Source organism: Streptomyces sp. NBC_01478 (assembly GCF_036227225.1).
Taxonomy (GTDB): Bacteria; Actinomycetota; Actinomycetes; order Streptomycetales; family Streptomycetaceae; genus Streptomyces.
In genome coordinates this window covers 9,484,935-9,510,075 of record NZ_CP109444.1, presented here as the reverse complement: position 1 = coordinate 9,510,075, position 25,141 = coordinate 9,484,935, and the positions used below count along the sequence as shown (strand labels likewise).

Annotated in this window: 20 protein-coding genes; 11 read left to right on the top strand and 9 right to left on the bottom strand. The window is 71.6% G+C overall.

Annotation, left to right across the window (positions count from 1 at the left end; all coding sequences use genetic code 11):
- Window positions 1–5 precede the first annotated feature (5 nt).
- The 3 genes from OG223_RS42570 to OG223_RS42560 all read left to right on the top strand — a co-directional run bounded on the left by OG223_RS42570 (window position 6) and on the right by OG223_RS42560 (window position 2,864).
- Window positions 6–1,523: a bifunctional phosphatase PAP2/diacylglycerol kinase family protein gene (locus OG223_RS42570; RefSeq protein ID WP_329261049.1), complete on the top strand. Its 1,518-nt coding sequence runs from the start codon at window positions 6–8 to the stop codon at window positions 1,521–1,523.
- A gap of 79 nt (window positions 1,524–1,602) precedes the next feature.
- Window positions 1,603–2,424, top strand: a complete 822-nt coding sequence (locus OG223_RS42565) for a methyltransferase domain-containing protein (protein WP_329261046.1) — start codon at window positions 1,603–1,605, stop codon at window positions 2,422–2,424.
- 92 nt (window positions 2,425–2,516) lie between these two features.
- Complete coding sequence (locus tag OG223_RS42560) at window positions 2,517–2,864, top strand: VOC family protein (RefSeq protein ID WP_329261044.1); 348 nt, start codon at window positions 2,517–2,519, stop codon at window positions 2,862–2,864.
- A 27-nt stretch (window positions 2,865–2,891) separates the two neighbouring features.
- Here the strand turns inward: OG223_RS42560 and OG223_RS42555 are convergent, their stop codons facing one another.
- The gene (locus OG223_RS42555) at window positions 2,892–4,886 is read right to left on the bottom strand and encodes a DUF5107 domain-containing protein (RefSeq protein ID WP_329261041.1); all 1,995 of its coding nucleotides are present in this window, start codon (window positions 4,884–4,886) and stop codon (window positions 2,892–2,894) included.
- Between the two features lie 146 nt (window positions 4,887–5,032).
- Here OG223_RS42555 and OG223_RS42550 point away from each other — a divergent pair, with 146 nt between their 5' ends.
- Window positions 5,033–5,380: a DUF6204 family protein gene (locus OG223_RS42550; protein ID WP_329261038.1), complete on the top strand. Its 348-nt coding sequence runs from the start codon at window positions 5,033–5,035 to the stop codon at window positions 5,378–5,380.
- Here OG223_RS42550 and OG223_RS42545 read toward each other — a convergent pair.
- The 8 genes from OG223_RS42545 to OG223_RS42510 form a co-directional block, all read right to left on the bottom strand.
- Window positions 5,352–5,903, bottom strand: coding sequence for a GNAT family N-acetyltransferase (locus OG223_RS42545; protein WP_329261035.1), 552 nt, complete (start codon window positions 5,901–5,903; stop codon window positions 5,352–5,354). The genes OG223_RS42550 and OG223_RS42545 overlap by 29 nt on opposite strands.
- A 19-nt stretch (window positions 5,904–5,922) precedes the next feature.
- The gene (locus OG223_RS42540) at window positions 5,923–6,165 is read right to left on the bottom strand and encodes a LapA family protein (RefSeq protein ID WP_329261032.1); all 243 of its coding nucleotides are present in this window, start codon (window positions 6,163–6,165) and stop codon (window positions 5,923–5,925) included.
- A 43-nt stretch (window positions 6,166–6,208) separates the two neighbouring features.
- Window positions 6,209–7,984 carry a CocE/NonD family hydrolase gene (locus tag OG223_RS42535; protein ID WP_443073797.1) on the bottom strand — a complete coding sequence of 592 codons (1,776 nt, stop codon included), beginning with the start codon at window positions 7,982–7,984 and terminating at the stop codon, window positions 6,209–6,211.
- 78 nt (window positions 7,985–8,062) lie between these two features.
- Window positions 8,063–8,995 carry a S66 peptidase family protein gene (locus OG223_RS42530; RefSeq protein ID WP_329261028.1) on the bottom strand — a complete coding sequence of 311 codons (933 nt, stop codon included), beginning with the start codon at window positions 8,993–8,995 and terminating at the stop codon, window positions 8,063–8,065.
- Window positions 8,992–10,980, bottom strand: coding sequence for a prolyl oligopeptidase family serine peptidase (locus OG223_RS42525; protein ID WP_329265773.1), 1,989 nt, complete (start codon window positions 10,978–10,980; stop codon window positions 8,992–8,994). The genes OG223_RS42530 and OG223_RS42525 overlap by 4 nt, the downstream gene beginning before the upstream one ends.
- A 15-nt stretch (window positions 10,981–10,995) precedes the next feature.
- Window positions 10,996–12,306 carry a M20/M25/M40 family metallo-hydrolase gene (locus OG223_RS42520; protein ID WP_329261025.1) on the bottom strand — a complete coding sequence of 437 codons (1,311 nt, stop codon included), beginning with the start codon at window positions 12,304–12,306 and terminating at the stop codon, window positions 10,996–10,998.
- Window positions 12,299–13,132 carry a M55 family metallopeptidase gene (locus OG223_RS42515; RefSeq protein ID WP_329261022.1) on the bottom strand — a complete coding sequence of 278 codons (834 nt, stop codon included), beginning with the start codon at window positions 13,130–13,132 and terminating at the stop codon, window positions 12,299–12,301. Before OG223_RS42515 ends, OG223_RS42520 begins: the two co-directional genes overlap by 8 nt.
- 165 nt (window positions 13,133–13,297) lie before the next feature.
- Window positions 13,298–15,970 (bottom strand): helix-turn-helix transcriptional regulator, encoded by a 2,673-nt coding sequence (locus OG223_RS42510; protein WP_329261019.1) that lies wholly within the window; start codon window positions 15,968–15,970, stop codon window positions 13,298–13,300.
- On the opposite strand from OG223_RS42510, the gene OG223_RS42505 reads away from it, so the two are divergent.
- The 7 genes from OG223_RS42505 (at window position 15,969) to OG223_RS42475 (ending at window position 24,772) form a co-directional block, all read left to right on the top strand.
- On the top strand, window positions 15,969–18,722 hold the full coding sequence (locus tag OG223_RS42505) for a helix-turn-helix transcriptional regulator (RefSeq protein WP_329261016.1): 2,754 nt from the start codon (window positions 15,969–15,971) through the stop codon (window positions 18,720–18,722). The two genes, OG223_RS42510 and OG223_RS42505, sit on opposite strands and share 2 nt — an antisense overlap.
- Before the next feature lie 522 nt (window positions 18,723–19,244).
- On the top strand, window positions 19,245–20,126 hold the full coding sequence (locus tag OG223_RS42500; RefSeq protein WP_329261013.1) for a hypothetical protein: 882 nt from the start codon (window positions 19,245–19,247) through the stop codon (window positions 20,124–20,126).
- Between the two features lie 255 nt (window positions 20,127–20,381).
- Window positions 20,382–21,143 carry an SDR family NAD(P)-dependent oxidoreductase gene (locus tag OG223_RS42495; protein ID WP_329261010.1) on the top strand — a complete coding sequence of 254 codons (762 nt, stop codon included), beginning with the start codon at window positions 20,382–20,384 and terminating at the stop codon, window positions 21,141–21,143.
- A gap of 52 nt (window positions 21,144–21,195) precedes the next feature.
- Complete coding sequence (locus OG223_RS42490) at window positions 21,196–22,239, top strand: zinc-dependent alcohol dehydrogenase (protein ID WP_329261007.1); 1,044 nt, start codon at window positions 21,196–21,198, stop codon at window positions 22,237–22,239.
- A gap of 87 nt (window positions 22,240–22,326) precedes the next feature.
- A complete protein-coding gene (locus OG223_RS42485) occupies window positions 22,327–23,811 on the top strand; it encodes an MFS transporter (protein WP_329261004.1) in 1,485 nt (494 codons plus the stop codon).
- 53 nt (window positions 23,812–23,864) lie between these two features.
- Window positions 23,865–24,110 carry a hypothetical protein gene (locus OG223_RS42480; protein ID WP_329261001.1) on the top strand — a complete coding sequence of 82 codons (246 nt, stop codon included), beginning with the start codon at window positions 23,865–23,867 and terminating at the stop codon, window positions 24,108–24,110.
- Window positions 24,107–24,772, top strand: coding sequence for a response regulator transcription factor (locus tag OG223_RS42475; RefSeq protein ID WP_329260998.1), 666 nt, complete (start codon window positions 24,107–24,109; stop codon window positions 24,770–24,772). The genes OG223_RS42480 and OG223_RS42475 overlap by 4 nt, the downstream gene beginning before the upstream one ends.
- Window positions 24,773–25,141 lie beyond the last annotated feature (369 nt).

Genomic DNA, 25,141 nt, shown 5'->3' with positions numbered 1-25,141 from the left:
CACGCATGAGCCCCGACGTCGACCTCACGGTCCCCCTGCCCGGCCGCCACGCCCTGCGCGAGTGGCTGCTCTCCCTGGACTCCAGCCTCTTCGAGGCGGCGGCCAAGCGGCACTGGCCCGCCGGCGAGCCCGTGCTGCCCCGGCTGAGCCGGAGTGCCAACCACAGTGTGCTGTGGTTCGCGACGGCGGCCGCGGTGGCCGCGAGCCGTACCCCGCGCGCCCGCCGGGCCGCCGCCCGGGGCATCGCCTCGCTGAGCCTGGCCTCCCTCGCCATCAACACGATCGGCAAGCGGTCCGTGCGCCGCGACCGGCCCGCCCTGGACCCCGTCCCTCGCGTACGGCAACTGAAGCGGCAGCCGATCACCACGTCCTTCCCGTCCGGTCACGCGGCGTCGGCGGCGGCCTTCGCGACCGGTGTGGCCCTGGAGTCGCCCGCCTGGGGTGCCGTGGTCGCCCCGGTCGCGGTCTCGGTCGCCCTGTCCCGTGTCTACACCGGTGTCCACTTCCCGAGCGATGTGCTGGCGGGCGCCGCCCTGGGCGCGTGCGCGGCGTTCGCGGTGCGCGGCATGGTGCCGACCCGGGGGCAGATCGTGCCGCCGGCCCGCGCCCGTGCCGAGGTCCCGGCGCCGACGGACGGCGAGGGCCTGGTGATGGTGGTCAACGCGGCGTCGGGCACCTCGGACCGGGCGGACGCGCTGACGGACCTGCTGCCCGGCGCGGAGCTCGTCCTGTGCGAACCGGCCGACGTACAGACCGAGTTGGAGAAGGCCGCGGCCCGCGCCCGGGTGCTCGGGGTGTGCGGCGGCGACGGCACGGTGAACGCGGCGGCCGGGGTCGCCCTGCGCCACGGCCTGCCCCTCGCGGTCCTGCCGGGCGGCACCCTCAACCACTTCGCCTACGACCTCGGCGTGGAGGGCCCGCGCGATCTGAGCCGGGCGCTTCAGCAGGGCGACGCCGTCCGCGTGGACGTCGGCCGGTTCACGTCCGGCACGACCCGGGGCATCTTCCTCAACACCCTGAGCCTGGGCGTCTATCCGGAGCTGGTGCGCGAGCGGGAGCACTGGGCGCCCCGGATCGGCGGCTGGCCGGCGGGCGTGCTCGCGGCGCTGCGGGTGCTGCGCGCGGACCGGCATCCACTGGAGGCCGAACTCGGCGGCCGTACCCGCCCGTTGTGGCTGCTGTTCGCCGGCAACGGCACCTACCACCGGATGGGCATCGCCTCGGGCCGCCGGGTCGACCTGGCGGACGGACGGCTCGACATCCGGATCGTGCACGGCGGCCGCAGGCCCGCGCTGCGGCTCCTCGCGGCGGCCCTCGCGGGCCCGTTCACCCGCTCCCCCGCCCACGCCGCGGCCCAGGTGCACCGACTGCGCCTGAGCGGTCTGGCCCCGGGCACGCTGCTCGCCTACGACGGTGAAGTCACCGACGTGGCAGACGAGTTGACGCTGGAGAAGCTACCGGAGGCGCTGACGGTGTACCGCCCCCTGACGGAGTCCCTGATCACTCGTCAGTCCACATCGTAAAACGCAGGTCTCATCATGCGACATGCGCGCGTACCGTTCCGCCTACGAGGAAAGAAGACGCGAAGGGGTAGGTAGAGCCATGCCGAAACCGCAGGAGACCGCCGTCTACACGCACGGGCACCACGAGTCCGTACTGCGTTCGCACACCCAGCGAACCGCCGTCAACTCGGCCTCCTACCTGCTCGGTTCGCTGAAGCCGCACATGAAGATCCTGGACATCGGCTGCGGCCCGGGCACCATCACCGCCGATCTGGCGGCGCTGGTCCCCGACGGGCACGTCACCGGTGTCGACCGTGAGCCGGGCATCCTGGACCAGGCCCGCGCCACCGCCGACGGACGCGGCCTGACGAACGTCGACTTCGCGGTCGCCGACGTCCACGCGCTGGACTACCCGGACGACACGTTCTGCGTGGTCCACGCCCATCAGGTGCTCCAGCACGTGGGCGATCCGGTGCAGGCGCTGCGGGAGATGGTGCGGGTGACCAAGCCGGGCGGGTTCATCGCCGCCCGCGACGGGGACTACGCGGTGATGACCTGGTACCCGCAGGTGCCGGGGCTGGACGACTGGCTGGACCTGTACCGCCGGGTGGCCCGCGCCAACGGGGGCGAGCCGGATGCCGGACGCCGTCTCAAATCGTGGGCGCTGCGGGCGGGGCTGAGCGACATCACGGCCACGTCGAGCACCTGGACGTTCCACACTCCGGACGAGCGGGCCTGGTGGAGCGGCCTGTGGGCGGACCGCACCGTCGCGTCCTCGTACGCGCGGGTCGCGACCGAGGGCGGCCACGCGACCCCCGAGGAACTGCGCGCCATCGCCGACGCCTGGCGGGAGTGGGGGAAGCAGGAGGACGGCTGGTTCGCCGTGCTGCACGGCGAGATCCTGTGCCGCAAGGCCGTCTGACCCGGCGGCAGGTGTGACGGCCGTCCGGCGGCTCGGCCGGGATCGTCCGAAAGGATCACCACGGCCGGGCCGTCCCAACTAGGCTTGTCCGTATGGACATTCTGGGAGCCACGCTGCGTATCTGCGTCGACGACCTGGAGACCGCCGTCCCCTTCTACGAACGCCTCACGGGCGCCTCGGCGCTCCGTTTCGAGCGCGGCGGGGTGTCGGTGGCCGCGGTCGGCTTCTTCCTGCTGATGAGCGGGCCCGAGGCGGAGTTGGAGGTGTTGCGCAAGATCGCGGCGACGATCGCCGTCAAGGACGTCGACGAGGCGCACACGCTCCTGACCGAACTCGGAGCCCGGATCGTCGCGGGCCCGCTGGCGACGCCGGTGGGGCGCAATCTGATCGCGGTGCATCCGGACGGGACGGTGTACGAGTACGTGGACCGGCGGGACTGATCGGCGCCCACCGGTCCACGGCCCGTCTCAGGGTGTTTCCGGCCGCATGCGGAAGTCGTAGCGGGTGGGCAGTGGTTCGTCGGTGAGGCGGGCCCAGAGGCGGCCGATCGACTCGGCGCCCTCGCGCAGGTCGGCCACCTCGAAGCCCTCGGCGAAGACCGCCCAGGCGTCGTCGCGGCGGCCTTCCGCGAGCAGCAACTCGGCCTGGAGCAGCAGGAATCGGCCGCGTTCGCGGGTGCCGGGGTGCAGCATCTCCCACACGGCGCGGGCGTCCGCCACCCGCCGTACCCGCAGCAGCGCCTCGGCGGCCTCGCGGCCGAGCGCGGCCGTCGCGGCGGTCCAGCTCTCCCCTGTGTCGCGCCGCTCGTGACACAGGTCGGCGAAGGCCTCGTTGTACCGGTCGGCGGCCCGCTCGTGGTTGCCCGCCTCCTGATCCGCCACGGCCAGACAGCGGAGCAACGGCCAGAGGGACGGGGCGAGTTCGAGGGCCCGCTCCCAACTGCGCACCGCCTGCGCCCGGTCGCCTGCGTGCCACTGCGCGATGCCGAGGTGGTACTCGGTGAGCGGGGTGGCGGGCGCCGTCTCCAGCATGTCGCGCCAGTGCGGGGCGACCAGCGTCTCGCCGGGCGGCCGGACCCGGCGCGGCTCGGGCAGGACCCCGCTGCGCAGCAGTGCCGCCCAGGGCGCCTGGGCCTCGCCGAGCGTGGACTCCTCGAAGGGCGTGCCGGGCAACTTCCAGTCCGTGCGCAGGACTTCGAGGGCGCCCCAGCCGGAGCCGGTGGCGAGGATCTCACCGGGTTCGGCGTCGGCGTGCGGCTTCCAGGCGGTGTAGGCGGCGTCCAAGTCGGCGCGGGGCAGGGCGGTTTCGAGCCGTGCCTCGGCACCGTCCACGACGGTGGACCACTCCCCCTCCGCCCGGGCGTCGAGCGGTCCGTACGCCTCCAGCCAGGACACCTCGCTCTCCGCTTCGAGCCGTACGTGCTCCAACTGGGTGCGGGCCAGGCCGGCTTGGATCTCGCAGTAGCCGCCCGTGCCCGGTTCGGTGAGCCACTCCTGCCAGCGCCGGCCACCGCTGCCGGTGCCCCACACGAACAGTTTGCGGCCCCGCAGCGCGTCGGTGGACGTCTGCACCAGCCCGTGCCCGTCCGCGTCGAGCGCGGCGATCCAGCGCCGCCGCCCGTCCGGCAGGTCGTAGAAGTAGTCGGCGGCGTAAGGGCTGTTGAGGGGGTACGTCCGGTCCACGTCGTCGTACGACGGCACGGGCACCCGGCGCAGTCGCCGGTCGTACCCGAAGTGCCAGGCCTCCGACGCGGGTGCGAGGACCCGGCGTTCCTCCGGCACGGCGATGTTGGACCACCAGTAGGTGGGTGCCGGCCTCTCGTGCGGATTGCGGATGCGGACGCCGACGTAGAGGAAGTCGGAGCCGTCCGGGAGCCAGAGGTCGACCTGGAAGGGGAGGTCGCGGAGCCGCTCCCACTCCCACAGGCGGAGCATCTCGCCGCCGTCGGGGGCGGGGACGCGGGCGGCGTGCAGGGGTGCGCAGGAGAGGGTGGTGTGGCCGGTGGCGCCCATGTTCCACTCGATGCCGCCGGAGAACCAGGCGCCGTTGAGGGCGAAGTTGGCGGGCTGCACCACCGGGTTGCGGTACAGGAGTTCACGGCCGGTGGGCTTGTGGACGAGGGAGGCGATGCGGCCGCCGAGGGCGGGGAGGACGGTGGCGCGCAGCCGGTCGTTCTCGATCACGAGGGCGTCGATCCGGCGGGGGGCGCGGTCTCTGTCGTAGCCGTCCCGGACGCGGGTGGGCAGCAGGCTGCGGAGCGGTTCGTAGCCGACCTGGCGGGCCATGTCACGCGGCAGGTTCTCGCGGTCCCGGTGGTCGATACGGTGTTCCCCCACTGCCTTAAGGGCGTGGGAGGTGCCCCCACCGTCGAGGGGACGCAGTGGGGGCAGCGGGTTGTCCGGACCCAACTCGGCGGTGGGCAGGGTCAGTACCTCACGTCGGATCGTCGTCACGATCACCATGGAACCCGGCAACGGGGGTGGTGGCCAGGGGCACTACGAGTCAGGATTCCGCAAAGGTGGAGGTGCCCGGAAAATCCGCGTGCGGTTCGCCCCGGTCGACGTAGAGTCGGGCGACCGACGGCACGGCGCGAGGAGTGGAACGGCGGATGGGCGAGCAGCACACGTACCGGGTGATCGTCCGGGGCACCTGGGACGCGCTGACCGACGAGGCGCGGCAGCGGCTGCTGGGCGAGGCGGCGCAGCACGGGATGCTGAGCATGCGGTTCACCGAGGAGGGCTCACTCAGTTACGAACCGTCGCCGCTCAAGCACTTCTCGTGGCGGTACGTGGTGGTGTCGGACGCGGCCGACGGCCCGGAGATGGCGGCGGCGCTCGCGGAGGACCGCGCCGAGACCGCGCTGAAGGGAGTCGGCTACGGCTTCCGTGGCCTGAAGTCGACGGTGACGGACCTGGACACGATGAAGGTCAACCGGAAGTCCGCATCTCGGCGGTGATCGCCCAGCGCTCGTGGTCGCGCCACGCGCCGTCGATGTAGATCATGTCCGGCGAGAAGCCCTCCAGCCGGAACCCGCAGGCGCGGGCCAGGGCGATCGACGGAGCGTTGCCCGGCTGCACATTGATCTCCAGCCGGTGCAGCCGCATCGGCCCGAAGGCGTGCCCCACCACGAGGTTCATCCCCTCGCGCATCAGCCCGCGCCCGGCCGCGTGCGCGAAGGCGCCGTATCCCAGCGCGCCGCACTGGAAGCCGCCCTCGACGATGTTGTTGATGTTGATGAACCCGGCGATGCCGCCGCCCTCCACCTCGCACACCAGGAACCCGGCCTTGGCCGGATCCTGGATCAGCCGCCGTGCGTAGGCGGTGTACGCGTCCTCGCTGACCGGCGGGAACAGCCACGGCTGGTGCAGGTCCTTGGCCTCCCGGGCACGCGCCGTGAACTCGGCACCGTCCTCGTAGGTGAAGTGGCGTATCCCCACGCGGGGGCCCTCGGCGAGATAGCGGGATGCGATGTGCGGCATCCCGTCACCCTAGTTCGGACTAGCGGCGCCGTCGCATGAAATACCACCCGCACAGGGCGCCGATGACCGCCGTGCCCAGCAGCGCCATCCACAGCGGCATGGTGACCTCGGGGATCAGCAGGCGGATCTTCGTGGCGCGGGTGTTCTCGAAGATGAAGATCAGGGCCAGGACGGCCAGCAGCAGAACCGTGATCCGGGCGGGGGTCAGCGCGCGCTCCCGCCGGGCGGTCCCGCCGGCGCTCTCGGTGGTCTTCGGGCTCATGCCTCCAGGGTGAGCCCGAATCGGCCATCACGCACGGTGAGGCTCAGTCCGCGACGACCGGCAGCTCCAGCACCCCCGTGTCCTGCGGCGAGCTGACCACCGTGACCGGTTTGATCCCCCGGTTCCCGGTGTACGCGTCGTCGCTCGCCGCGATCACGAACCGCAGGCGGTGCCCCTTCGCGTACCGGTGCACGATCCCCGGCAGGGTGACCGTGAAGCTCTTCGTGACGTCCGGAACGCGGACGGGGGCGACCAACCGGTGGACAAGGGTCTGGGTGCCGTCGGGCGCGAGATCGTAGAGCTTGGCGAAGAGGACGAGCTTGTCGGCGGCGTCGCCGGAGTTCTGGGTGCGCCGCGCGGCCGGCGAGACCACCTTGAGCGTCGCCTTCGGGGCGCCCACGACGTCCGTCGCGCGGGTCAGGGGTGCGCCGGTCCAGCCGAGGCAGGTACCACGGGTGTCGTACGGTGCCGGGTCCGGCAGGCCGGTCATCCCGCTCAGCGAGTTCTCCGAATGGCTCGTGGGAACAGGCCTGTTGACGTACTCACGTCCGCCGCGCGCCACCTTCGCCCGGTCGTCCACCAGCCTGCCGTCGCCGGAGAGATACAACTTCTCGTCCAGCGCGGGGAGTTGGTCGGCCGTGGCGTAGGTGTCGGCCGGGTCCGTGATCCAGTCGCGGTAGTACGCGAAGGCCGGTCCGGTGTCCACGTCCCGCCCGCGCAGATAGCGGTCGAACCAGGCCGCGATCCGCCGCCCGACATAGCTCGACTCCAAGTCGCCCCGGCCGAGGTCGAGTTCACCGGCGGCCGACCCGCCACTGTGCCCCCACGACTGCCAGATCATCCCCGCCGTCGTCCCCTGCGCTGTCAGCCTCCTGTACGTCGCCGTCGCCTCGTTGAGGTTGAACAGGCTGTCGGCCTGCCCCTGGACGAGGAGCGTCGGCGCCTCGACCCGCTTCAGATACGACACCGGCGAGACGCTGTGCGCGTACCCGAGCACGTCCGCCGTCACCTTCGCCGGATAGCTCCCGGAGTTCAGCGTGCGGATCAGGGCGCAGGCCTTGCTGACGAAGTGCACGCAGGCGAGGGAGTCGATCCGGGTCGGATCGAGGCCCGGAACGGTCAGGGGCTGGTTCTCGCCCATGAGGTAGAAGCCGTTGGTCCACTGCCACTTGAAGGCTCCGGGCACGCTCCCGCCGCCCACCGCGTTGTCGGGGGCGAGGGAGTACGCCAGGTCGTTCCAGGTGACCATGGGGACGAGCGCGTCCACCCGGTGGTCCACGGCGGCCGTCGCCAACTGGACGGCGCCGCCGTACGATCCGCCGATCGTCCCGACCCGCGGATCCCCCTTCGCGTCGAGGGTCACGAAGTCCGCCCTGGTCCCGTCGTCCGCGGCGCGTGTGCCCGCGAGGAAGTCGACCAGTCCCGACGCGGCCGCCGCGTCGATGTCCGGGTCGTCGAGCGAGATGAGACAGCCCGACTTCCCGAAGCCCAGCCCGGAGTAGACGAGTCCGACGTAGCCGCGCCCCGCGAAGGTCTTGCCGATGGCGTCCGTGGACCCGTCGGACTTGCTGCCGCCGAAGCCGTTGGTCGCCAGTACGGCGGGCGCGGGGTGGGCGCGGTCCACGCCCACGGGCCGGTAGAGGTCGGCGTCGACCATGCAGTCCCGGCCGCCCGCGCGGACGGTGAACCGCAGTGCGGTGACGGTGTACTGGTCCGTCGCGGCGGCACGGCCGGCGAGTGTGAGCGGTGCGGTGAGGGTGAGCGGTGCGGTGAGCGCGAGAGCCAGCGCGGCGCGCGTTCCGGGCACACGACGGAACAAAGGGGACCTCCACACTGAGGACAACCCGACGGAGAACAAAGGGAGTTGGCGGCAGCGGTACGACAGGCGGGCGGGCTGCTACCGCAGCGCGGGCTCGTCCAGCGTCAACGTGCCCGCGTCCGCGTCCAGTTCGGCGGCCACTCCGAGCGGTATCGTCAGCGCTCCCTCGCAGTGCCCGAATCCGAACTCCTCCACCACGGGCACCCCGAGCCCGCCGAGCCGGTCGACCAGCACCGGGCGCAGTCTCTCGTACGGTCCGCAGCCCGCCCACGAGCCGAGCGCGATCCCGGCGACGCCGTCCAGCCAGCCGCTGCGCAGAAGTTGGGTCAGCATCCGGTCGACGCGGTACGCCTGTTCGCCGACGTCCTCGATCATCAGCAGCCCGCCGCGCGCACCGGCCACCGCGTGCGGGGTGCCGAGGTCGGTGGCGAGCAGGGCCAGGCACCCGCCGAGCGTGACACCCCGGGCCCGCCCCGGCACCAGCACGCCGCCCCCGTCCGGGACGGCCCGGACGGTCCGCACGGACTCCGGGTCGAAGAGGGTCGCCCTCAAGTGCTCCTGCGCACGGGCGTTCTTGACGAAGTCGGCGCCGGCCGCGGCGGGCCCGTACAGCGTGACGAGGCCCAGTCGGGTGGCGAACGCCTGGTGCAGCACGGTGGGGTCGCTGAAGCCGACGAACACCTTCGGCCCGGCGGCGCGCATCGCCTCCCAGTCGAGGAGGTCGACGATGCGCTGCACGCCGTAGCCGCCGCGGGCGCACAGGACGGCGGCCACGGACGGGTCGCACCAGGCGTTCTGCAGATCGGCCGCGCGGTCGGCGTCCGTACCGGCCAGATAGCCCAACTCGCCGTGCCGGTCCCCTACATGGGGTGTCACGACCGGGTCGAGGTCCCACCCGCGCAGGATGTCGAGGCCCGCCTCGAGGCGTTCCTCGGACACCGGTCCGCTGGGCGCGACGACGGCCACGCGGGCGCCGGGGGCGAGTCGGAACGGCCGGACGAGCGCGGTCACTTGGTGAGCTCCAGGGTCGGGATGCCGGGCGGTTCGATGCCGAAGACCTGTGCGTACAGGGAGAGTTCGGACTCCAGGGCGCGGATCACGGTGTCGGCGCGGCGGAATACGTGGCCTTCGCCCTCGAACGCGAGGTAGGCGTGCGGCACTTGGCGTCCCCGCATCCGCTCCAGGAGGCGTTCGCACTGGACGGGCGGGCAGATCACGTCGTCGAGGCCCTGCATGAGCAGGAAGGGCGCGGTGATGCGGTCGGCGTGCTCGACGGGTGAGCGCTCGGCGTACCGGGCCGGCACCTCGGCGAGGGGGCCGACCAGGGTCTCCAGGTACCGCGACTCGAAGTCGTGGGTCTCCCCCGAGGCCCAGTTGGCCAGGTCGAGGACGGGGTAGCTGATGGTTCCGCAGGCGTAGACGTCGGTCGTCACGAGGGACGCGGCGCTGGTCCAGCCGCCCGCGCTGCCGCCCCGGACGGCGAGCCGGGCACGGTCGGCGGTGCCCTCGTCGGCGAGGGCGAGCGCGACGGCGGCGCAGTCCTCGACGTCGACGACACCCCACTGTTCGCGCAGCCGGTTGCGGTACTCCCGGCCGTGCCCGGTGGAGCCGCCGTAGTTGACCTCGGCGACGCCGATGCCGCGCGAGGTGAAGTAGGCGATCTCCAGGTCGAGGACGAGCGGTGCGCGGCTGGTGGGTCCGCCGTGCGCCCAGATGACGTACGGCGGCAGTTCGTTGCCCGGTGCGGCGCAACTCGGGCTGTGCGGCGGGTAGATGTGGGCGTGGACCTCGCGGCCGGCGGGGCCGGTGAAGGTGCGGATCTGCGGTTCGGGGTAGTGGGCGGGGTCCACGGGGTCGTCGTGGGCGGCGCCGATCACCCGGGCTCTGCCGATGGGGGTCCCCCCGCGCGAGTTCGTTCGAGCGTGGGGGAGGGTGTCGAGTTCGACGACCTCGTAGGCGCTGCGGGGGCTGGCCCCGACGCCGATGATCCGCTCGCCGTGCACCGCGAGGGTGGAGGCGAACTCGGTCCAGGGTCCGGCCGCGTCGACGACCTCGCCGGTCTCCGGGTCCAGTACGCCGAGCAGGGCGGCGCCCCGGCCGTGCACGACGGCGATCAGGCCGCTCTCCAGCGGCGCGAACCAGCGCTGGCCGAGCTTCCACAGCGGCCCGCCGAACTCCTCCTCGCGCGGGCACACCGGCTGGTGATCGCGGTAGAGGTTCCACCAGCCGGTCCTGTCGCTCGCGTACAGCAGCGAGCCGTCGAACCCCCAGTCGACCTGCGCGATCGACTCCTCGGGCCCGCCGGCGACGGTCCGCGGCTCCCCGAACGTGCCGTCGTCCGCCACCTCGGCGAGCAGCAGCTCCGTGCCGTCCCACGGCATCCGAGGATGATCCCAGGCGAGCCAGGCCGCCTTCCGCCCGTCCGGCGAGACGCGCGGCCCGGACACGAACCGGTGCCGGTCGTCGGTGAGTTCGCGTACGGCGCCCCGGTCTCCGGCGGCGGATCCGTCCAGCGGTACGGCGGCCAGGACGCGCCGTACGTCACCGGGGGCCACGCCGGTGAACTCCTCAAGGACGCACCACACTTCACCCAGGTCCGGGCGCAACCGCGGTTCCACCCAGCGCAGTCCACCGCCCACCCGCGACACGGGGGTGAGCGGGTCCGGCTCGCTTCCGGGGCTGTGGCGATACAGGCGCTGGTCGGTGAAGTTCACGAAGACCACGAGGGGTTGACCGTCTTGGACCGTTCCAGCCCAGGGCTGTCCCCCGTATTCCATGACCCGGCTGCGGACGTTCCACGGCGCGGGCAGCACCGACTCCTCGGAGCCGTCCGTGCGGCGGCGCACCAGGGTGCGGCGGCCGCCCTCGGTGGGCCGTGGTTCGATCCACCAGGCCTCGTCGCCGACGAGGCCGACGTACTCGGGGTGTCCGCCGTGCGCGGCGGCGAGCGCCGCGTCGATGGGCGAGGGCCACGAGCCGTACGCCAACGTCCGCATGTTGTCCCCCACTTGCTAGGCCGTCCTCAGGAAGCGGTCCAGGGCGCGGACGCCGAAGTGGAGTGCCTCGACGGGGACCCGTTCGTCGACTCCGTGGAACAGCGCCTGGTAGTCGAAGCCCTCGGGGAGCTTCAGCGGTGCGAAGCCGTAGCCGGTGATGCCCAGACGTGAGAACTGTTTGGCGTCGGTGCCGCCGGACATGCAGTACGGCACCACATGCCCCTCGGGCGCGAACTCCTCGACGGCGGCGCGCATCCGAGCGTATGTCAGCGAGTCGACCGGTGCCTGGAGGGCGACCTCGCGGTGGTGGAACTCCCAGTCGACGTCGGGTCCGGTGAGCCGGTCCAGGGTGGTGCGGAACTCGTCCTCGCCGCCCGGCAGATAGCGTCCGTCGACGTACGCCACGGCCTCGCCGGGAATCACGTTGACCTTGTAACCGGCGTTCAGCATGGTCGGGTTGGCGCTGTTGCGGACGACGGGTTCGACGAGTTTCGCCGCCGGGCCGAGCTTGGCGAGGAGCAGGTCGATGTCGTCGAGGTCGGGTTCGAGGCCGTACAGGGCGGCGAGTTCGGTGAGGGCCGCGCGGACGGTCGGAGTGAGCCGTAGCGGCCAGGCGTGTTCGCCGATGCGGGTGATCGCGGCGGCGAGCCGGGTCACCGCGTTCTCGTGGTTGACCTTGGAGCCGTGGCCGGCCCGGCCGTGCGCGGTCAACTTGAGCCAGGCGGTGCCGCGTTCGCCGGCGGCGATGGGGTAGATCTCCCGGCCGCCGCCGTCGTGGAAGGTGAACGCCCCTGATTCGCTGATGCCTTCGGTGCAGCCCTCGAAGAGCGCGGCATGCCGGTCGGCGAGGAATCCGGAGCCGTCCTCGGCGCTGGCCTCCTCGTCGGCGGTGAACGCGATGACGAGGTCGCGGCGGGGCCGTACGCCCTGTCTGGCCCAGGCGCGGACGACGGCGAGGATCATCGCGTCCATGTTCTTCATGTCGACCGCGCCGCGCCCCCAGACGACGCCGTCGCGGATCTCGCCGGAGAACGGATGCACGGTCCAGTCCTCGGCCTGCGCGGGCACGACGTCCAGGTGACCGTGGACGAGGAGCGCGTCCGCCGAGGAGTCGGTGCCCTCGATGCGGGCGACGACGTTGGTGCGGCCCTCGGTGCGTTCGATGAGGACGGGTTCGAGACCGGCGCCGGCCAGTTGTCCGGCGGCGTACTCGGCGGCGGGCCGCTCCCGGCAGTCGCCGCCGCCCCGGTTGGTCGTGTCGATGCGGATGAGGTCGGAAGTGAACGTCACGACCTCCGCCAGGGCCTGTTCGTCGACGTCAGCCATACTGCTCCTCCACCGCGGCCGAGACGATCGTCGTGACCGCCTTGAAGGTCCGGATGCCCTCGTACATGGTGTCGCTGGTGTAGGCGACCTTCCGCTCCCCGACCCTGTCGACACCGGGCACGACGGTCGCGGCCATCGCGAGGTGCTCGGCGTCGAATTCCAGGGCGACGGTGAACGGACCGCCCCCGACCGGTTCCTGACGGACCGCCAGTTTTGCCGCCTCCCTCGCCGCCGCGCGGATGTCGGCGGCCGTCCTGGCCGGTGTCCGGCACACGGCCGCGTACCGCGACACATGGTCCTTGACGGCCACCTTCAGCGCCTCGGGCGCGTACCCGAGGGCGTCCTCGCAGGCCACGTCGTCACCCGTGACCAGGACCACCGGTACCCCGTACTCGGCGACGACATGCGCGTTGAGCAGACCCTCGCTCGCGCGGACGTCGTTGAGCCACACGCCGGTGATCGAGTTCGCGAGGTAGGTGTGGGCGAGGACGCCCTCCATGCCGGCGCCCGCGTGGTAGCCGACGAACGCGATGCCGTCGATGTCGCCGTGCTGCACACCCTCCACCATGGAGAGGGACTTGTGGCGTCCGGTGAGCATCTCGGTGCGCTCGTCGAGGTGCTCGAGCAGCAGGTTGCGCATCGTCCAGTGCGCCTCGTTGACGAGCACTTCGTCGGCGCCGCCGTCGTAGAAACCGAGGACGGCGGCGTTCACGTCCGAGGTGAACATCGACCGGCACCGCTCCCACTGCGGTGTCCCCGGCAACACGTCGGCCGGCCAGGTGACGCCGGTGGCACCCTCCATGTCGGCGCTGATGAGGATCTTCATGGGGCATCACGTTACGCGCCGAGGCGGGAACTTCACACGAGGCAGGGAGGGGGGTCGAGTCCGCTCCTGGGCCTCGGCGCTACAGGAGCACGGACCGGATAGAACAAGCGCCTTCTAAGCGCCTGGTGCTGATGGCTGTCGAGTGGTTCGTGACGGACCGGATCTTCACAGGCGGAGTCGGCCGGCGAGCATCGCCATGGCGAGTTCGACCCGTGAGCCGTGGCCCGTGCGGGAGAACAGCCGCGACAGTCGGCCCTCGACGCTCTTCTCGCTGGTCCGGAGGACCTGGGCGATCTGCTTGTTCGTCAGGCCCTCGGAGACGAGCACGGCGAGGAGCCGCTCGGTCTCCTCCGCGGTGGCCTGTCGCCCCGGCACCGCCACTCCGTACGCGCGCATGCGGGGGCGCAGCCAGAACCGTGGCATCAGCGCGTCGAGTTCGCCGAACAGGGCGTAGGTGTCCCGCAGCATCGCCGGATCACCCATGCCGTAGCCGATCAGACGCGCCAGCACGGAGCACTCCTCCTGCGGCTGCTGCCGGCGCTGGGCAAGTCGCCTCGCGGCCCGTGCCGCGCCATGGTCGGTGTGTACGGCCGCGTGCAGGACGAGCCGGGTCATCTCAGCCTGCTCGGTGCCCAGCCTGCGGGCGACTTCCTCGACCTTCGTCAGGCACTCGTTCAGGACCTCGGGCCGGCCGGACCGCATCGCGACGTCGGCCACACGCAGCCACAGCAGGTCGGTCCCCGCCACCACGCCGTCCGACTCGGCGCGGCGCACGGCCGTCCGCAGGAGCGACATCGCCTGGTCGGCTTCTCCGTACACCAGTTCGCGCAGAGCCTGGGCCGAAGCGAGCAGATGGGGCAGCATGGGCTGCCTGGCGCGGGCCAGCCCGAGAAGTTCGCCCGCGCGGGTGGGCCTGCCGCCACTCACCAGCAGGACCGCCGCGTGGTGGTACATCGCACTCTGCACGGCGTCGCAGGTGTGCACGCCGGTGACGGCGCTCCTGCGCGCCAGGTCCATCGCTTCCCGCGGGCGCCCCCGATGGAGAGCGATGAGCATCCTGCTGGGCAACCCCAACTGCCGGAGGTTTCTGCCCGTGTCGGCGAGGAGTTGTTCGGCTCGGCGGACCTCGCCCAGCGTCAGCAGTTCGCCGACCCGGCAGTGCACCTCGGCGGCCGTCGCCTCGCCGGCACGGTGACGAGCGGGCAGAGTGGCGATGCTCCGCTCCACCCCCTCCCTGGTGCCCAGCCACAACTCCGCCGTCGCGGTGAGGAATTCGGCCTTCCACTCGTCCAACCCGCTCTCGTCCTGTCGCCGGGCCGCCCTCAGCAGGTCACGGGCCTCGGCCCAACGGCCGAGCAGCAGCAGGGCACACCCGCGTGTGACGGCTCGCTCCAGGGGCCCGTCCGGGCCGGGGTTCTGAAGCGAGCCGTCCGTCGCGATCTCCTCCAGCCTGGCGAGTTCGCCCGCCCGGTACAAAGCGGCCAGGTGCGCGAAGCAGACGTCGAGCATCTGGTCCGGACGCAGGTGGTCGCGGTGGGCCCGCTGCACGAGCCGGAGGGAGTTCAGGCCCTCCTCGGGCCTGCCCTGCGCCAAGCAGAGTTTCGCGTGCTCCAGCAGAAGACGGGGCCGCTCCACCGGGTCGGAGGTCAGCTCGGCGACCGCCCGCAGCCATCGCACGCCGCGGTGGTCGTCGTACGCGTCGTCGCCGTTGTGGTGCGCCAACCGCTGTGCGGCGGCGAGCAGTTCGGTTCTGGCCCGCTCGGGATCCACCAGTTTCCCCGCCGCCGCGAGTTGCTCGGGAAGGTAGGAGGGATCGGCGCAGCGCGCGGTGCCCTGCCACAGCGCGGACACGGCGATCCGGGCCAGGTTCCGCCGCTCGTAGGGACCGAGCGAGGCCACGACGGCGGCCCCGGCCAAGGGCAGCCGATACGCCCAGGCGGAGTCGGACCGGCGGTAGCGCAGTACGCCGGCCTCCGCCAGCCGCGCGAGCAGACCACGGGCCTCCTGTTCGGTGACGGAGACGGCCTCGGCTGCCAGCCTCGGCACGGCCTCGCCGAGCGGGCCGAGGACGGCCACCGCTTTGGCGACCTCCCAGACCGGACCGTCCGCCTTGCTGACGGGCAGCACCAGTTCGTCGATGGCGAACGGAAGCGTGTGGGAGTCGCCGCCGACGAGATGGGCGTGCCGGTCGACCACCCTGATGAGGCCCTGCTCCCGGGCGGTCCGCAGCACCGCGCGGGCCGCGGCGGGCCAGCCTCGGGTGAGACGCCACAGCCAGGAGACCAGAGCAGGTTCGGCCCTGGCCTCGATCTCGGCGGTGACCATGTCACCGAGCCGGCGCGGCGAGAGGGGGCGCAGGTTCACGTGGTGGACCAGCCCGTCCTGCCGCAACCGGCAAAACGCCGCGGCGAACGCGGCGCGGGACGCCCGGGACACGGGCAGCGTCACGGTGCACACGCAGCGCGTCCTCGTCCCGTCCAACCGCCGGACCAAGCCTTCCAGCGAGAGCAGTTCGTCCGGGGAGAGGTGCTGGAGATGCTCGAATACCAGCACCGTTCCGCGGTTTCTCCCGCTGGCCCCGCGCCGGAGCAGCCGCTCGGACAGTTGAAATTTGGGTGAAGAATCGGCGAACGAAATGCGCATCGTCTCCGGGGCGGCGCCGAGTGCCTCCGCCCCGTACGTCCTGTCGTACGCCGACAATTCATCGAGAACGGACCCGAGTTCCATACCGGAGGTACTGCTCACCACGACGAGTTTCGGAGAGCCGGGCGCACGGATCGCTTGCAGCGTCTCGACGGCGACCCGCGCGTAGGGCGGGACGCTGTGCGCTGTGTGCATGGATCCTCGCAGGGGGACAGGGGTCAACCAGATGCTAACCGGCCGCGTCTGTCCAGCGAAGGGAGCCGATACGACGAGGAGGGCGGGCGCGGTGGTGCAGCGAGGAGGTCGATCCGGGTCCGACAGGGAGACCGAGCTGTCGGCCGTCGACGAGGCGTACGGGCGCCCACTGCTGTTCGTCGTCCGTGGACAACCGGGCATGGGGAAAACGACCCTGCTGCGGGAGATCCACCGAACCTGGCGCACGCGCGGCCCCGGAATCGTACGGATCAACTGCTCCGGCGCCATTCCGCGCTGGGATCTGTTCGGCGCACGTGCGGTGGTGAAAGCGTTCCGCGATTCCTTTCCCGACATCGGGAATTCCCCGCCGGCCGACGCGATGGCCGCGGTGAACCGCCTCTGTCTACCGGAGAGCTACGGCTCGGCCGGCGCGCGATCCGCGCTCTTCGCCGAACTGCTACGGCTTTTCAAGCACCTCGCCGAGAGCGCGCCCGGCGCCGTACTGATCGACGACCTGCATGCCGCCCCCGACCCCGCGCTCGTCGTGGCCGCCGCCCATCGCGTCGGCTGCACGGTCGTCGCGACGTACCGCGAGGACGGGTGGGCCACCCGGCCGGCCGGTTCGGCCTCGCCGCGCACGTTCGCGGATCGCGTCATCGACCTGGGCCCGCTGCCGGACGACCGGATCGACGACCTGATGGCCGTCGCAGCCCGTGAGCCACTGGACGAGGCCGTGGCACCCGCGATGCGCGCGGCCCTGGGCCCACTGGCCGGAAACCCGGGCACCGTTGTGGACACCTTCGAGGCGCTGCGGCGCGAGGGCCGTCTCGTACGGTTCCAGGGCCGCCTGTGTCTGAGCGACCCCGCGACCGAGCCGGCGCTGCCCGTCGATCACGCCCTGGTGCGGCGGGTCGCGGAGTGCGGCGGCATCGGCAGGCAACTGTTCGCGCTGGCCGCCTCGGCCGGCCGCTTCGCCATGGACGACCTGCCGGACTTCGCGGCGGCCACCGGGCACGCTCTCGCGGCCTGCGGGCGCACGGTGGACCGCCTCGTCGCCGCCGGGGCCCTCGGGTGCGACGACCACGGGGTACTGCGCGTGCCCTGCCCCGCGCTGGTCCCCGCCGTACTGCCCGGCCCGGCGGGGGACGAGGTGGCCGAGGTGCACCGCGTCCTCGCCGAACACCTCCTGCGCGGCGACGGCACGCCGTCGCCCGACCCGACGGTGATGTCCGACCACATCGTGCTGGCCGGCTCCGCGCTGCCGCCCGTCCCCTCCGTCGTGCCGCTCCTGGAGCGCGAGGCCGCCCTGGTGCTCGGGGCCTGCCCCGTCCGGGCGGCACGTCGGTACCGGGCCGCCCTGCGCCACTGCGAGCCCGGTGACATCGCGTACTCCCGCATCCTGGCCGCCCTGTTGCCACTGTTGGTGCGGACGGGCGACTACGAGGGCCTCGCCGAGACCGTGGCCGTGGCCGCAGGAGTGCGCACCGACTGTGGCGGTCCTCGGCGGGCGGAACTGGCGGCGTACGCGGCGCTGGCCGCCGTCCACACCGGGCGACCTGTACCGGCCCCGGTACGAGAAGTCCTGGCCGGCGACCCGGCGACCCGCGGCGCGCTGGAGCTCGCCGACGACTGGTTCACCGGCCGGGAACCGCTCCGGGCGAGCGAGGCCGTCGCCGTCTTCACCTGTCTCCGCCCCGACGGCGCCGACGGCGCCGACGTGACCGACGGCGACCGCTTCGCCCCGGTGGCACTCTTTCGGCAGGTGCTGGGGACGGCGGCCTACGGCGAACCGGTCACCGGCCCGCTGGCGGCCTGCACCCGCATCATGCGGGACTACCAGGACGGCAACTGGGCCGGCATCCCGTCCGGGGCCCGGGCACTCGAACTGGCCGGGCCGCCCCACACCCCCGTCCACCATGCCGTCCGTCTGATCGCCGCAGAGGTGCACTCGACGCTGGGCGACTACGAGCGCAGCGCCGCGTGGCTGGAGCTGACGGGGGACGACTGCCCCTTTCCCGCACTGCGGGCCTGGGCCGCCATGGGCCTCGCCTACCGGACCGAGGACTGGGAACGGGCCCGGAGACTGGGCTGGGTCCACTGCGGACAGCCGGCGGAACAGACCGGTGAGCGGAGTGTGGTGGGCATCGGCTGGCTGCTTGTCCGGCTCGCGTTCGCCGAGTGGGCGGAGGGCGGTCACCGAGAGCTGCTGCCCCGCCTGCGGGACGATGCGGAACGGTGGTACGCACGGCTGGGCGGAAGGGAGCTGCAGGTGCCCGCGCTCATCACCCGCGCCTTCGCCGAGCGCGACGTCGTCAGCGCGCGCCACGCGGTGGACGTCCTGCGCGAGCGTGGCGGCCGGAGCGAACTGCTGCGGGCGTGCATGACCGTCGCGCTCCTGGCCGACGACCCGCGTCCGTGGTACCGCGAGGCCCACGAGATCGCCCGGAGCGTCGGCGACGGGCTCCATCGGACGACGATCGCGGAGTCGATGCGGACGTCCGGCATGACCCCGCCCGGCGACGACACCGGCCGTGGCGGCCCCGCCGCCCTGTCCGGCCTCGAAGGGCGCATCGCCGCCCTGGTCGGGCGGGGTCTGACCAACCGGCAGATCGCGAGGGAACTCGGGGTGAGCGAGAAGACCGTCGAGAACAACCTCACCCATGTGTTCGCCAGGACGGGCTGCCGCTCACGCCTGGACCTGGCGCTGGCCGTGATGGAGGGACGCCTCACCGCGTTCCTCCCGCGTTCGTGAGGGATTCCCCCCGGGAAGAGGCCGTGCCCTCCGACCAGGAGGTCCGGTCCACCAGGATGTCTCACAGAGGCGCCTCATCCGTCTCACAGCTTTTCCGGCACACCAGCACGGAGGTACGCCCCCCCACACGCACAGCACCGCACGGCGCGACGCCGAAGCGGGCGCCCGTGAAGCAGGACGGCCCGCGCAGCAGTTCGCCCCTGACGACGACTGCCCCTCCGCTCCCGCCCGGGATCCGACGGTGAAGACCGGCGACCGGGCGAAGCCGACGGCAAGGCCATCGGTGTCATCGACCCGATGACCGCCCGGTCCCCTGAGTCCCCATGCCTGTCGGCCGACCGCGCCCGGACGAGCCCGGACGAGCCCGCGGACCGGATCGGACCGGGCGATCAACTTCTTTACCCCGACGGGGAGTTGCCCGCCGGAGCGGAGCTCTGCCCCGTTCCGACGACGTGCGGCTCTCCGGCAGAAGGTTCCCCCACTCTCACACCTTCGGGCTTCCCGCCCCCAGAAAGGAAGACCATGAAAGACAGGGCCAAGGTCGAGGACCTGCTCGCGACGTCGGATCTGCAGGTGCAGTCCTCGGAGACCGCCTGGAGGCACGTCAGGGCCGAGTACGTCGACATCATCGACGACATCCTGGCGACGCTGGCACCGAGCGGCCCCTACGCGTACACCGTCAGCCCGTCGGTGGAGGAGGGCAAGGAGCTTCCGACCCAGCGCATCGTCACGACGTTCGACGAGATCGCCGCGTCCTACCGTGGCATGCACCGGTTCGCCGCCGTGGTGGCGATCCGCCCCGTGGCGGAGATCAACACCTCTTGGTACACCTTCGTCAGCGGCCGTGGGCGAGGGCGCCTCAAGGCGACCGGTGAGGAGAGCGAGCGGCCGGTCGTCGTGCTGTTCCCGACGATGGGCTCCGAGGGCATCACCGGGGAGCTGTTCTGGGGCAGGACCCAGCAGGACAGCATGCCGGGAGACCCTGCCGACGGGGTGCTGGCCGGCCGGTACGCGGTGGCCGGCCTGCACGAGACCCTCCTCGACGCGTATCGCAAGGGCGATGTCGACACGATCGTCGAGAAGGCCCACCCCGAGATCCAGGGGGGCGTCCGCGACTACGTGTCGCATTCCGGGACCCTGCCCGAGATGCACACCAGGGACGACCTGAGGGCCCACCTCGAAGCCTTCTACGAGGAGTACTCCGTCCGCTCGATCGACGTCGTCAACCGCCACTTCGACGACTGGTTCTTCTTCCACGAGCTCCGGTGGACGGTCGAGGTCAGGCGGGGCGCGAACGCCGGACAGAGCTTCCGGCACCACACCGCCGAGTACGCCGAAGTGTCGGCCGCCGGACTCGTCGTCGCGCACATCGGCCACGGCACGGACCAGATCAGGCTCGGCTGACCCGGCGTCCGGCCGGCAGCCCGCCGGGCAGTTCCCGCGCCGACCAGCAGACCGGGGCGCTGTGAGCGGAGGCGTCCCCGGAGCGCCGGCCCCGTGGGGACGGAGACCGGCGCTCTCCCCGGACCCGGCGGCGGACGGACACCCCGTCCGCCGCCGGGTCCGAGATCCCCGACGACGCCGCGACCTGACGGAACCGGCCACCTCTCCCGTACCCGGAACAGCCCACACCCACCTGGGCAAGAAGGAGCACCCGCCATGAGCACAGGTCTTGAAGGGCGCAGCGTGATCGTCACCGGTGCCGGGTCCGGCACCGGCCGTGCCGCGGCCGTGCGGTTCGCGCGCGAGGGCGCGTACGTGCTGGTCGCGGACCTGAGACGGGCGGGGGCCGAAGAGACCGTCAAGGCGGTCGCGGAGGTGGGAGGAACCGCCCTCGCCGTGGTCGGCGACCTCAGCGACCAACTGATCGTGGACCAGGTCGTCGACACCGCCGTCGATGCCTTCGGCGGCGTGCACGTCCTCGTGCACAACGCCGCGATCATGGACCGGATGTCGGTCGTCAGCGAGACCGGCGACGCCGAGTGGTACCGCGTCATCGAGGTGAACTTGACGGCACCGTTCCTGCTGACCCGCGCCGTACTGCCGCACATGATGGCCGAGGAGCGCGGCTCGATCGTCTTCACCGCTGCCGAGGCCGGACTGCGCGGCAGCATCGCCGGAGCCGCCTGCACCGCCTCCAAGCACGGCGTCATCGGCCTGGTCAGGTCACTCGCCGTGACCTACGTCGGCGTCGGCATCCGCACCAACGCCATTGCCCCGGGGAGCAACGGGACCGACCTCCCGATCGCCGCTCTGGCCAAGGCTCACGGCCACAACGTCTTCTCTCCCCGTTTCGGCGGTACCGGACGCGTCGCCACCGTCGAGGAGCAGGCCAACGCCATCGTGTTCCTCGCCTCCGACGCCGCCGCCCACATCAACGGCACCGTCCTGCCCGTCGACGAGGGCTGGTCCGCCGCCTGACGAACCGTCCACCCCCTCCTGTACTCAGCAAGGTTCTGAAAGAGAGCTCCTCATGGCCACGATGAAGTCCGTACGGACCGGTGGCGTCGGCAAGATCGAGACAGTCGACGTCGAGCGTCCGGTGCCCGGCCCGAAGGACGTGCTGCTGAAGATCCGCGCCTGCGGCATCTGCGGCACCGACGTCACCTTTCTCCACATGGGCGGCATGCCGGCCAGGGCACATCTGGGCGGGGATCTCGTTCCCGTGCCGTTGGGCCACGAGCCGGCCGGCGAGATCGTCGACGTGGGTACCGAGGTCGCCGACCTGAAGGTGGGCGATCGTGTGGTCGTCAATCCGCAGGACGCTCCGACGGGGCTCATCGGCTGCGGCGGGAAGTTCGGCGGGATGAGCGAGTACCTCCTCGTCGAGAACGCCGTCGTCGGCAGGAGCCTCGCCGTCTTCCCCGACACCGTGCCCTTCGACGTCGCCGCCCTCAACGAGCCGATGGCGGTGGCCCGGCACGCCGTCAACCGCTCCCAGGCGGGCCCCGGGGACAAGGTGGTCGTCTTCGGTGCCGGGCCGATCGGTCTGGGCGCGGCGATCTGGCTGAAGCTGCGCGGGGTCGAGCACGTCGTCGTCGCCGACGTCATCCCCTCCCGGCTCGACACCGCGCTCTCCGTGGGCGCGGACGCCGTGATCGACTCCGCGGCGGAGGACGTCACCGCGCGCCTGACGGAACTGCACGGACAGGCCACCAACGCGCTCGGCCAGCCCCGCGCGGGCACCGACGTCTACATCGACGCCGCCGGCGCCCCCGCCGTCTTCCAGGCCGTCGTCGACGCCGCGAAGTGGGGCGCCAAGCTGGTCATGGTCGCCGTACAGAAGAAGGGCTCGGACATCGATCTGGGCGGCATGCTCCGCAGCGAACTGACCCTCGTCGCCTCGCAGGGCTACCCCACGGAGATCTTCGAGGTGACCCCGGAGATCGTGGAGCACCACGAGCGGTTCGAGAAACTGATCAGTCACCGCGTCCCGTTCGCCGAAGCCGACCGCGCCTTCGAGCTCACGCTGACGCCGGGCGCCGCGGAGAAGGTCGTCGTCGTCTTCGACGCGTAGCCCAGGACGGCGGAAGACGTGCCGGGTTCCGGCAGTTGCGTCTCCCTCTGCTCTCTTCCCCTTGTTCCTTTCCATGGAGGCCGTTCCATGTCCGACACCCCTGCCCGGCCCTCAGCCGTCGGGCGCTCCGCCCCGGTGAGGCCGAACACAGTGGTGGCGGTGCTGGCCTTCGCCGGAATCGTCGTCTCGCTGATGCAGACGCTCGTCATCCCGATCGTCCCCGAGCTGCCCCGGCTCCTCGACGCCTCGGCGTCGAACACCGCCTGGGCGGTCACCGCCACCCTGCTCGCCGCCGCCGTCGCCACGCCGGTGATCGGCCGCCTCGGCGACATGTACGGCAAGCGCCGCATGCTGCTGGTCAGCATCGTCCTTCTGATGGCCGGCTCGGTCGTCTGCGCGCTGAGCGACTCCGTGATCCCGATGATCGCCGGACGAGCTCTGCAGGGTCTGGCCGCCGGTGTCATCCCGCTCGGCATCAGCGTCATGCGCGACGTGCTGCCCGCCGAGAAGCTGGCCGGCGCCACCGCGCTGATGAGCGCCTCCCTCGGCGTCGGCGGCGCCCTCGGCCTGCCCTCCTCCGCCTTCATCGCCGACAACTTCGACTGGCACGTACTGTTCTGGACCTCGGCCGCCCTCGGCGCCGTCGCCCTCGCACTCGTCCTGGTCCTCGTACCCGAGTCGGAGGTCCGCACCGGCGGCCGCTTCGACCTGATCGGCGCCTTCGGCATGGCGGTCGGCCTGGTCTGCCTGCTGCTGGCCGTCTCCAAGGGCAGCGACTGGGGCTGGACGAGCACCTCCACACTCGGCCTGTTCGCCACCACGTTCGTCGTCCTGCCGGTGTGGGGCTACTACGAACTGCGCACCGGCCGGCCACTGGTGGACCTGCGGACCACCGCCCGCCGCCAGGTACTGGTCACCAACCTCGCCTCGGTGGCGATCGGCTTCTCGATGTTCGCGATGTCCCTGGTACTGCCGCAGGTGCTCCAACTGCCCGAGGCGACCGGCTACGGCCTCGGCAGGTCCATGCTGGCCGTGGGCCTGGTACTGGCACCGCAGGGCCTGGTGATGATGACGATGTCCGCCGTGTCGGCACGCGTCACCAGGGCCAAGGGCCCGAAGATCACCCTGATGTGCGGTGCCGTCGTCGTCGCCGCCGGCTACGGCCTGAGCCTCGTGCTGATGTCCGAGGTCTGGCACATCACGCTGATCGCCTGCACCATCGGAGCCGGCATCGGCTTCGCCTACGGCGCCATGCCCGCCCTCATCATGGACGCCGTACCCGCCTCCGAGACGGCCGCCGCCAACAGCCTCAACACCCTGATGCGGTCCATCGGCACCTCTTTCGCCGGCGCCGTCGCCGGCGTCGTCCTCGCCCGGATGACCACCGACTTCGGCGGCAACCCACTGCCCGCCGAGAACGGCTTCAAGGTGGTGATGGCCATCGGCGCGGGCTCGGCCGTCCTCGCCTTCGTCATCGCCTCCTTCATCCCACGCCGGCGCATCACCTCTCAAGAAGGGCCGGCCACCGATGGCCCGGCGGACACCGCGGAGGTCGCCGAGGCGAACGTCTGACGCCTCACCGACCGTGGATGCCGCCGACCGACAACGCCGAAGGGGATGGGATCGTGACCAGGACCGTCCTGCACGAGCAGGCCCGGGAAGTGCTGTCGGCACCGCGGCACGTCGTGCGCGGCATCCGTCCGCCGATCCCCGGTCACCGCGGAACCCGGCGCCCTTCGGCCCAACTCGACTGCTTCGGCACCGGGTTGGGAGTCGTCGTCCGGGACGAAGGGCAGGGAGGCGCGGACGCGCCCGATCAGGGTGGAGCTCCCGTGCCCGTGGTGACCAGAACCGGGGAGCCGCCGCTGTGAGAGTAGTGATCGCCGAGGGCAACGCCCTGCTCCGGCAGGGGATCGTCCTGCTGCTCAACTCGGCCGGGCACGAAGTCGTGGGCGTAGTCGCTACCGGCCCGGAGATTCTCCCCGCGCTCCTGGAACACCGCCCGGACGCGGCAGTGCTCGACCTGCGGATGCCGCCGGAATTCCGCGACGAGGGGCTGCATGCGGCGCTCGAAGCACGGCAGCGGATCCCCGGACTGCCGGTGCTGGTGCTCTCGCAGTACGTCGAGGAGTCGTACGCGGCAAAGCTGCTGGCCGACGGCGCGAGAGGGGTCGGTTACCTGGTCAAGGACCGGGTGGGCAGGGTGGACGAGTTCCTCGACGCACTGGAGCGGGTCGCGGCCGGCGGCACCGCCCTCGACCCCGAAGTGGTGGGCGAACTGCTGACCCGCCGACGGGACTCGCCGCTGGACCTGCTGACGCCGCGTGAACGCGAGGTGCTGGCGCTCATGGCCGAGGGCTACGACAACGTGACGATCGCCAAGACCCTTGTCATCGCGGCACGTTCGGTCAGCAAACACATCGGCAACATCTTCCTCAAACTGCGGCTGCCACCGAGCGACAGCGGACACCGCAGAGTGCTGGCCGTGCTGGCGTTCCGGAACAACTCCCAGGCGAGCGGCGGCAGTCACTGAGGCAACGGGCATGTCCTCCACCCCAGAGGCGTTTCGCCGCAGCAGCCAGGGTTCCCACGGAATCCACTGATTCATTCGACGGAATGGTACTGCGGTACCACGCCGTCGGGTCATTTGTCTCCCGTGGTCCCACGGACACGACAGCGATTCTCTCTAGCCTGAGCGGGCCGGATCACAACGAAGCGAAGAGAAGCCGGTCTACCGCCTGGCGCAGTCGATTTCGCCCTTTGGTAATTCGGCCCCCTGTCGCAGAGAACAAACGAATTCTGTTCTACCGGACGTGGAAATCGAGGATCACATGGTGCTGTTCAGAAGTTCATCCGCGACGTTAAGCGCGGCGGCATTCTCCGCACTGTTCCTGGTATATGG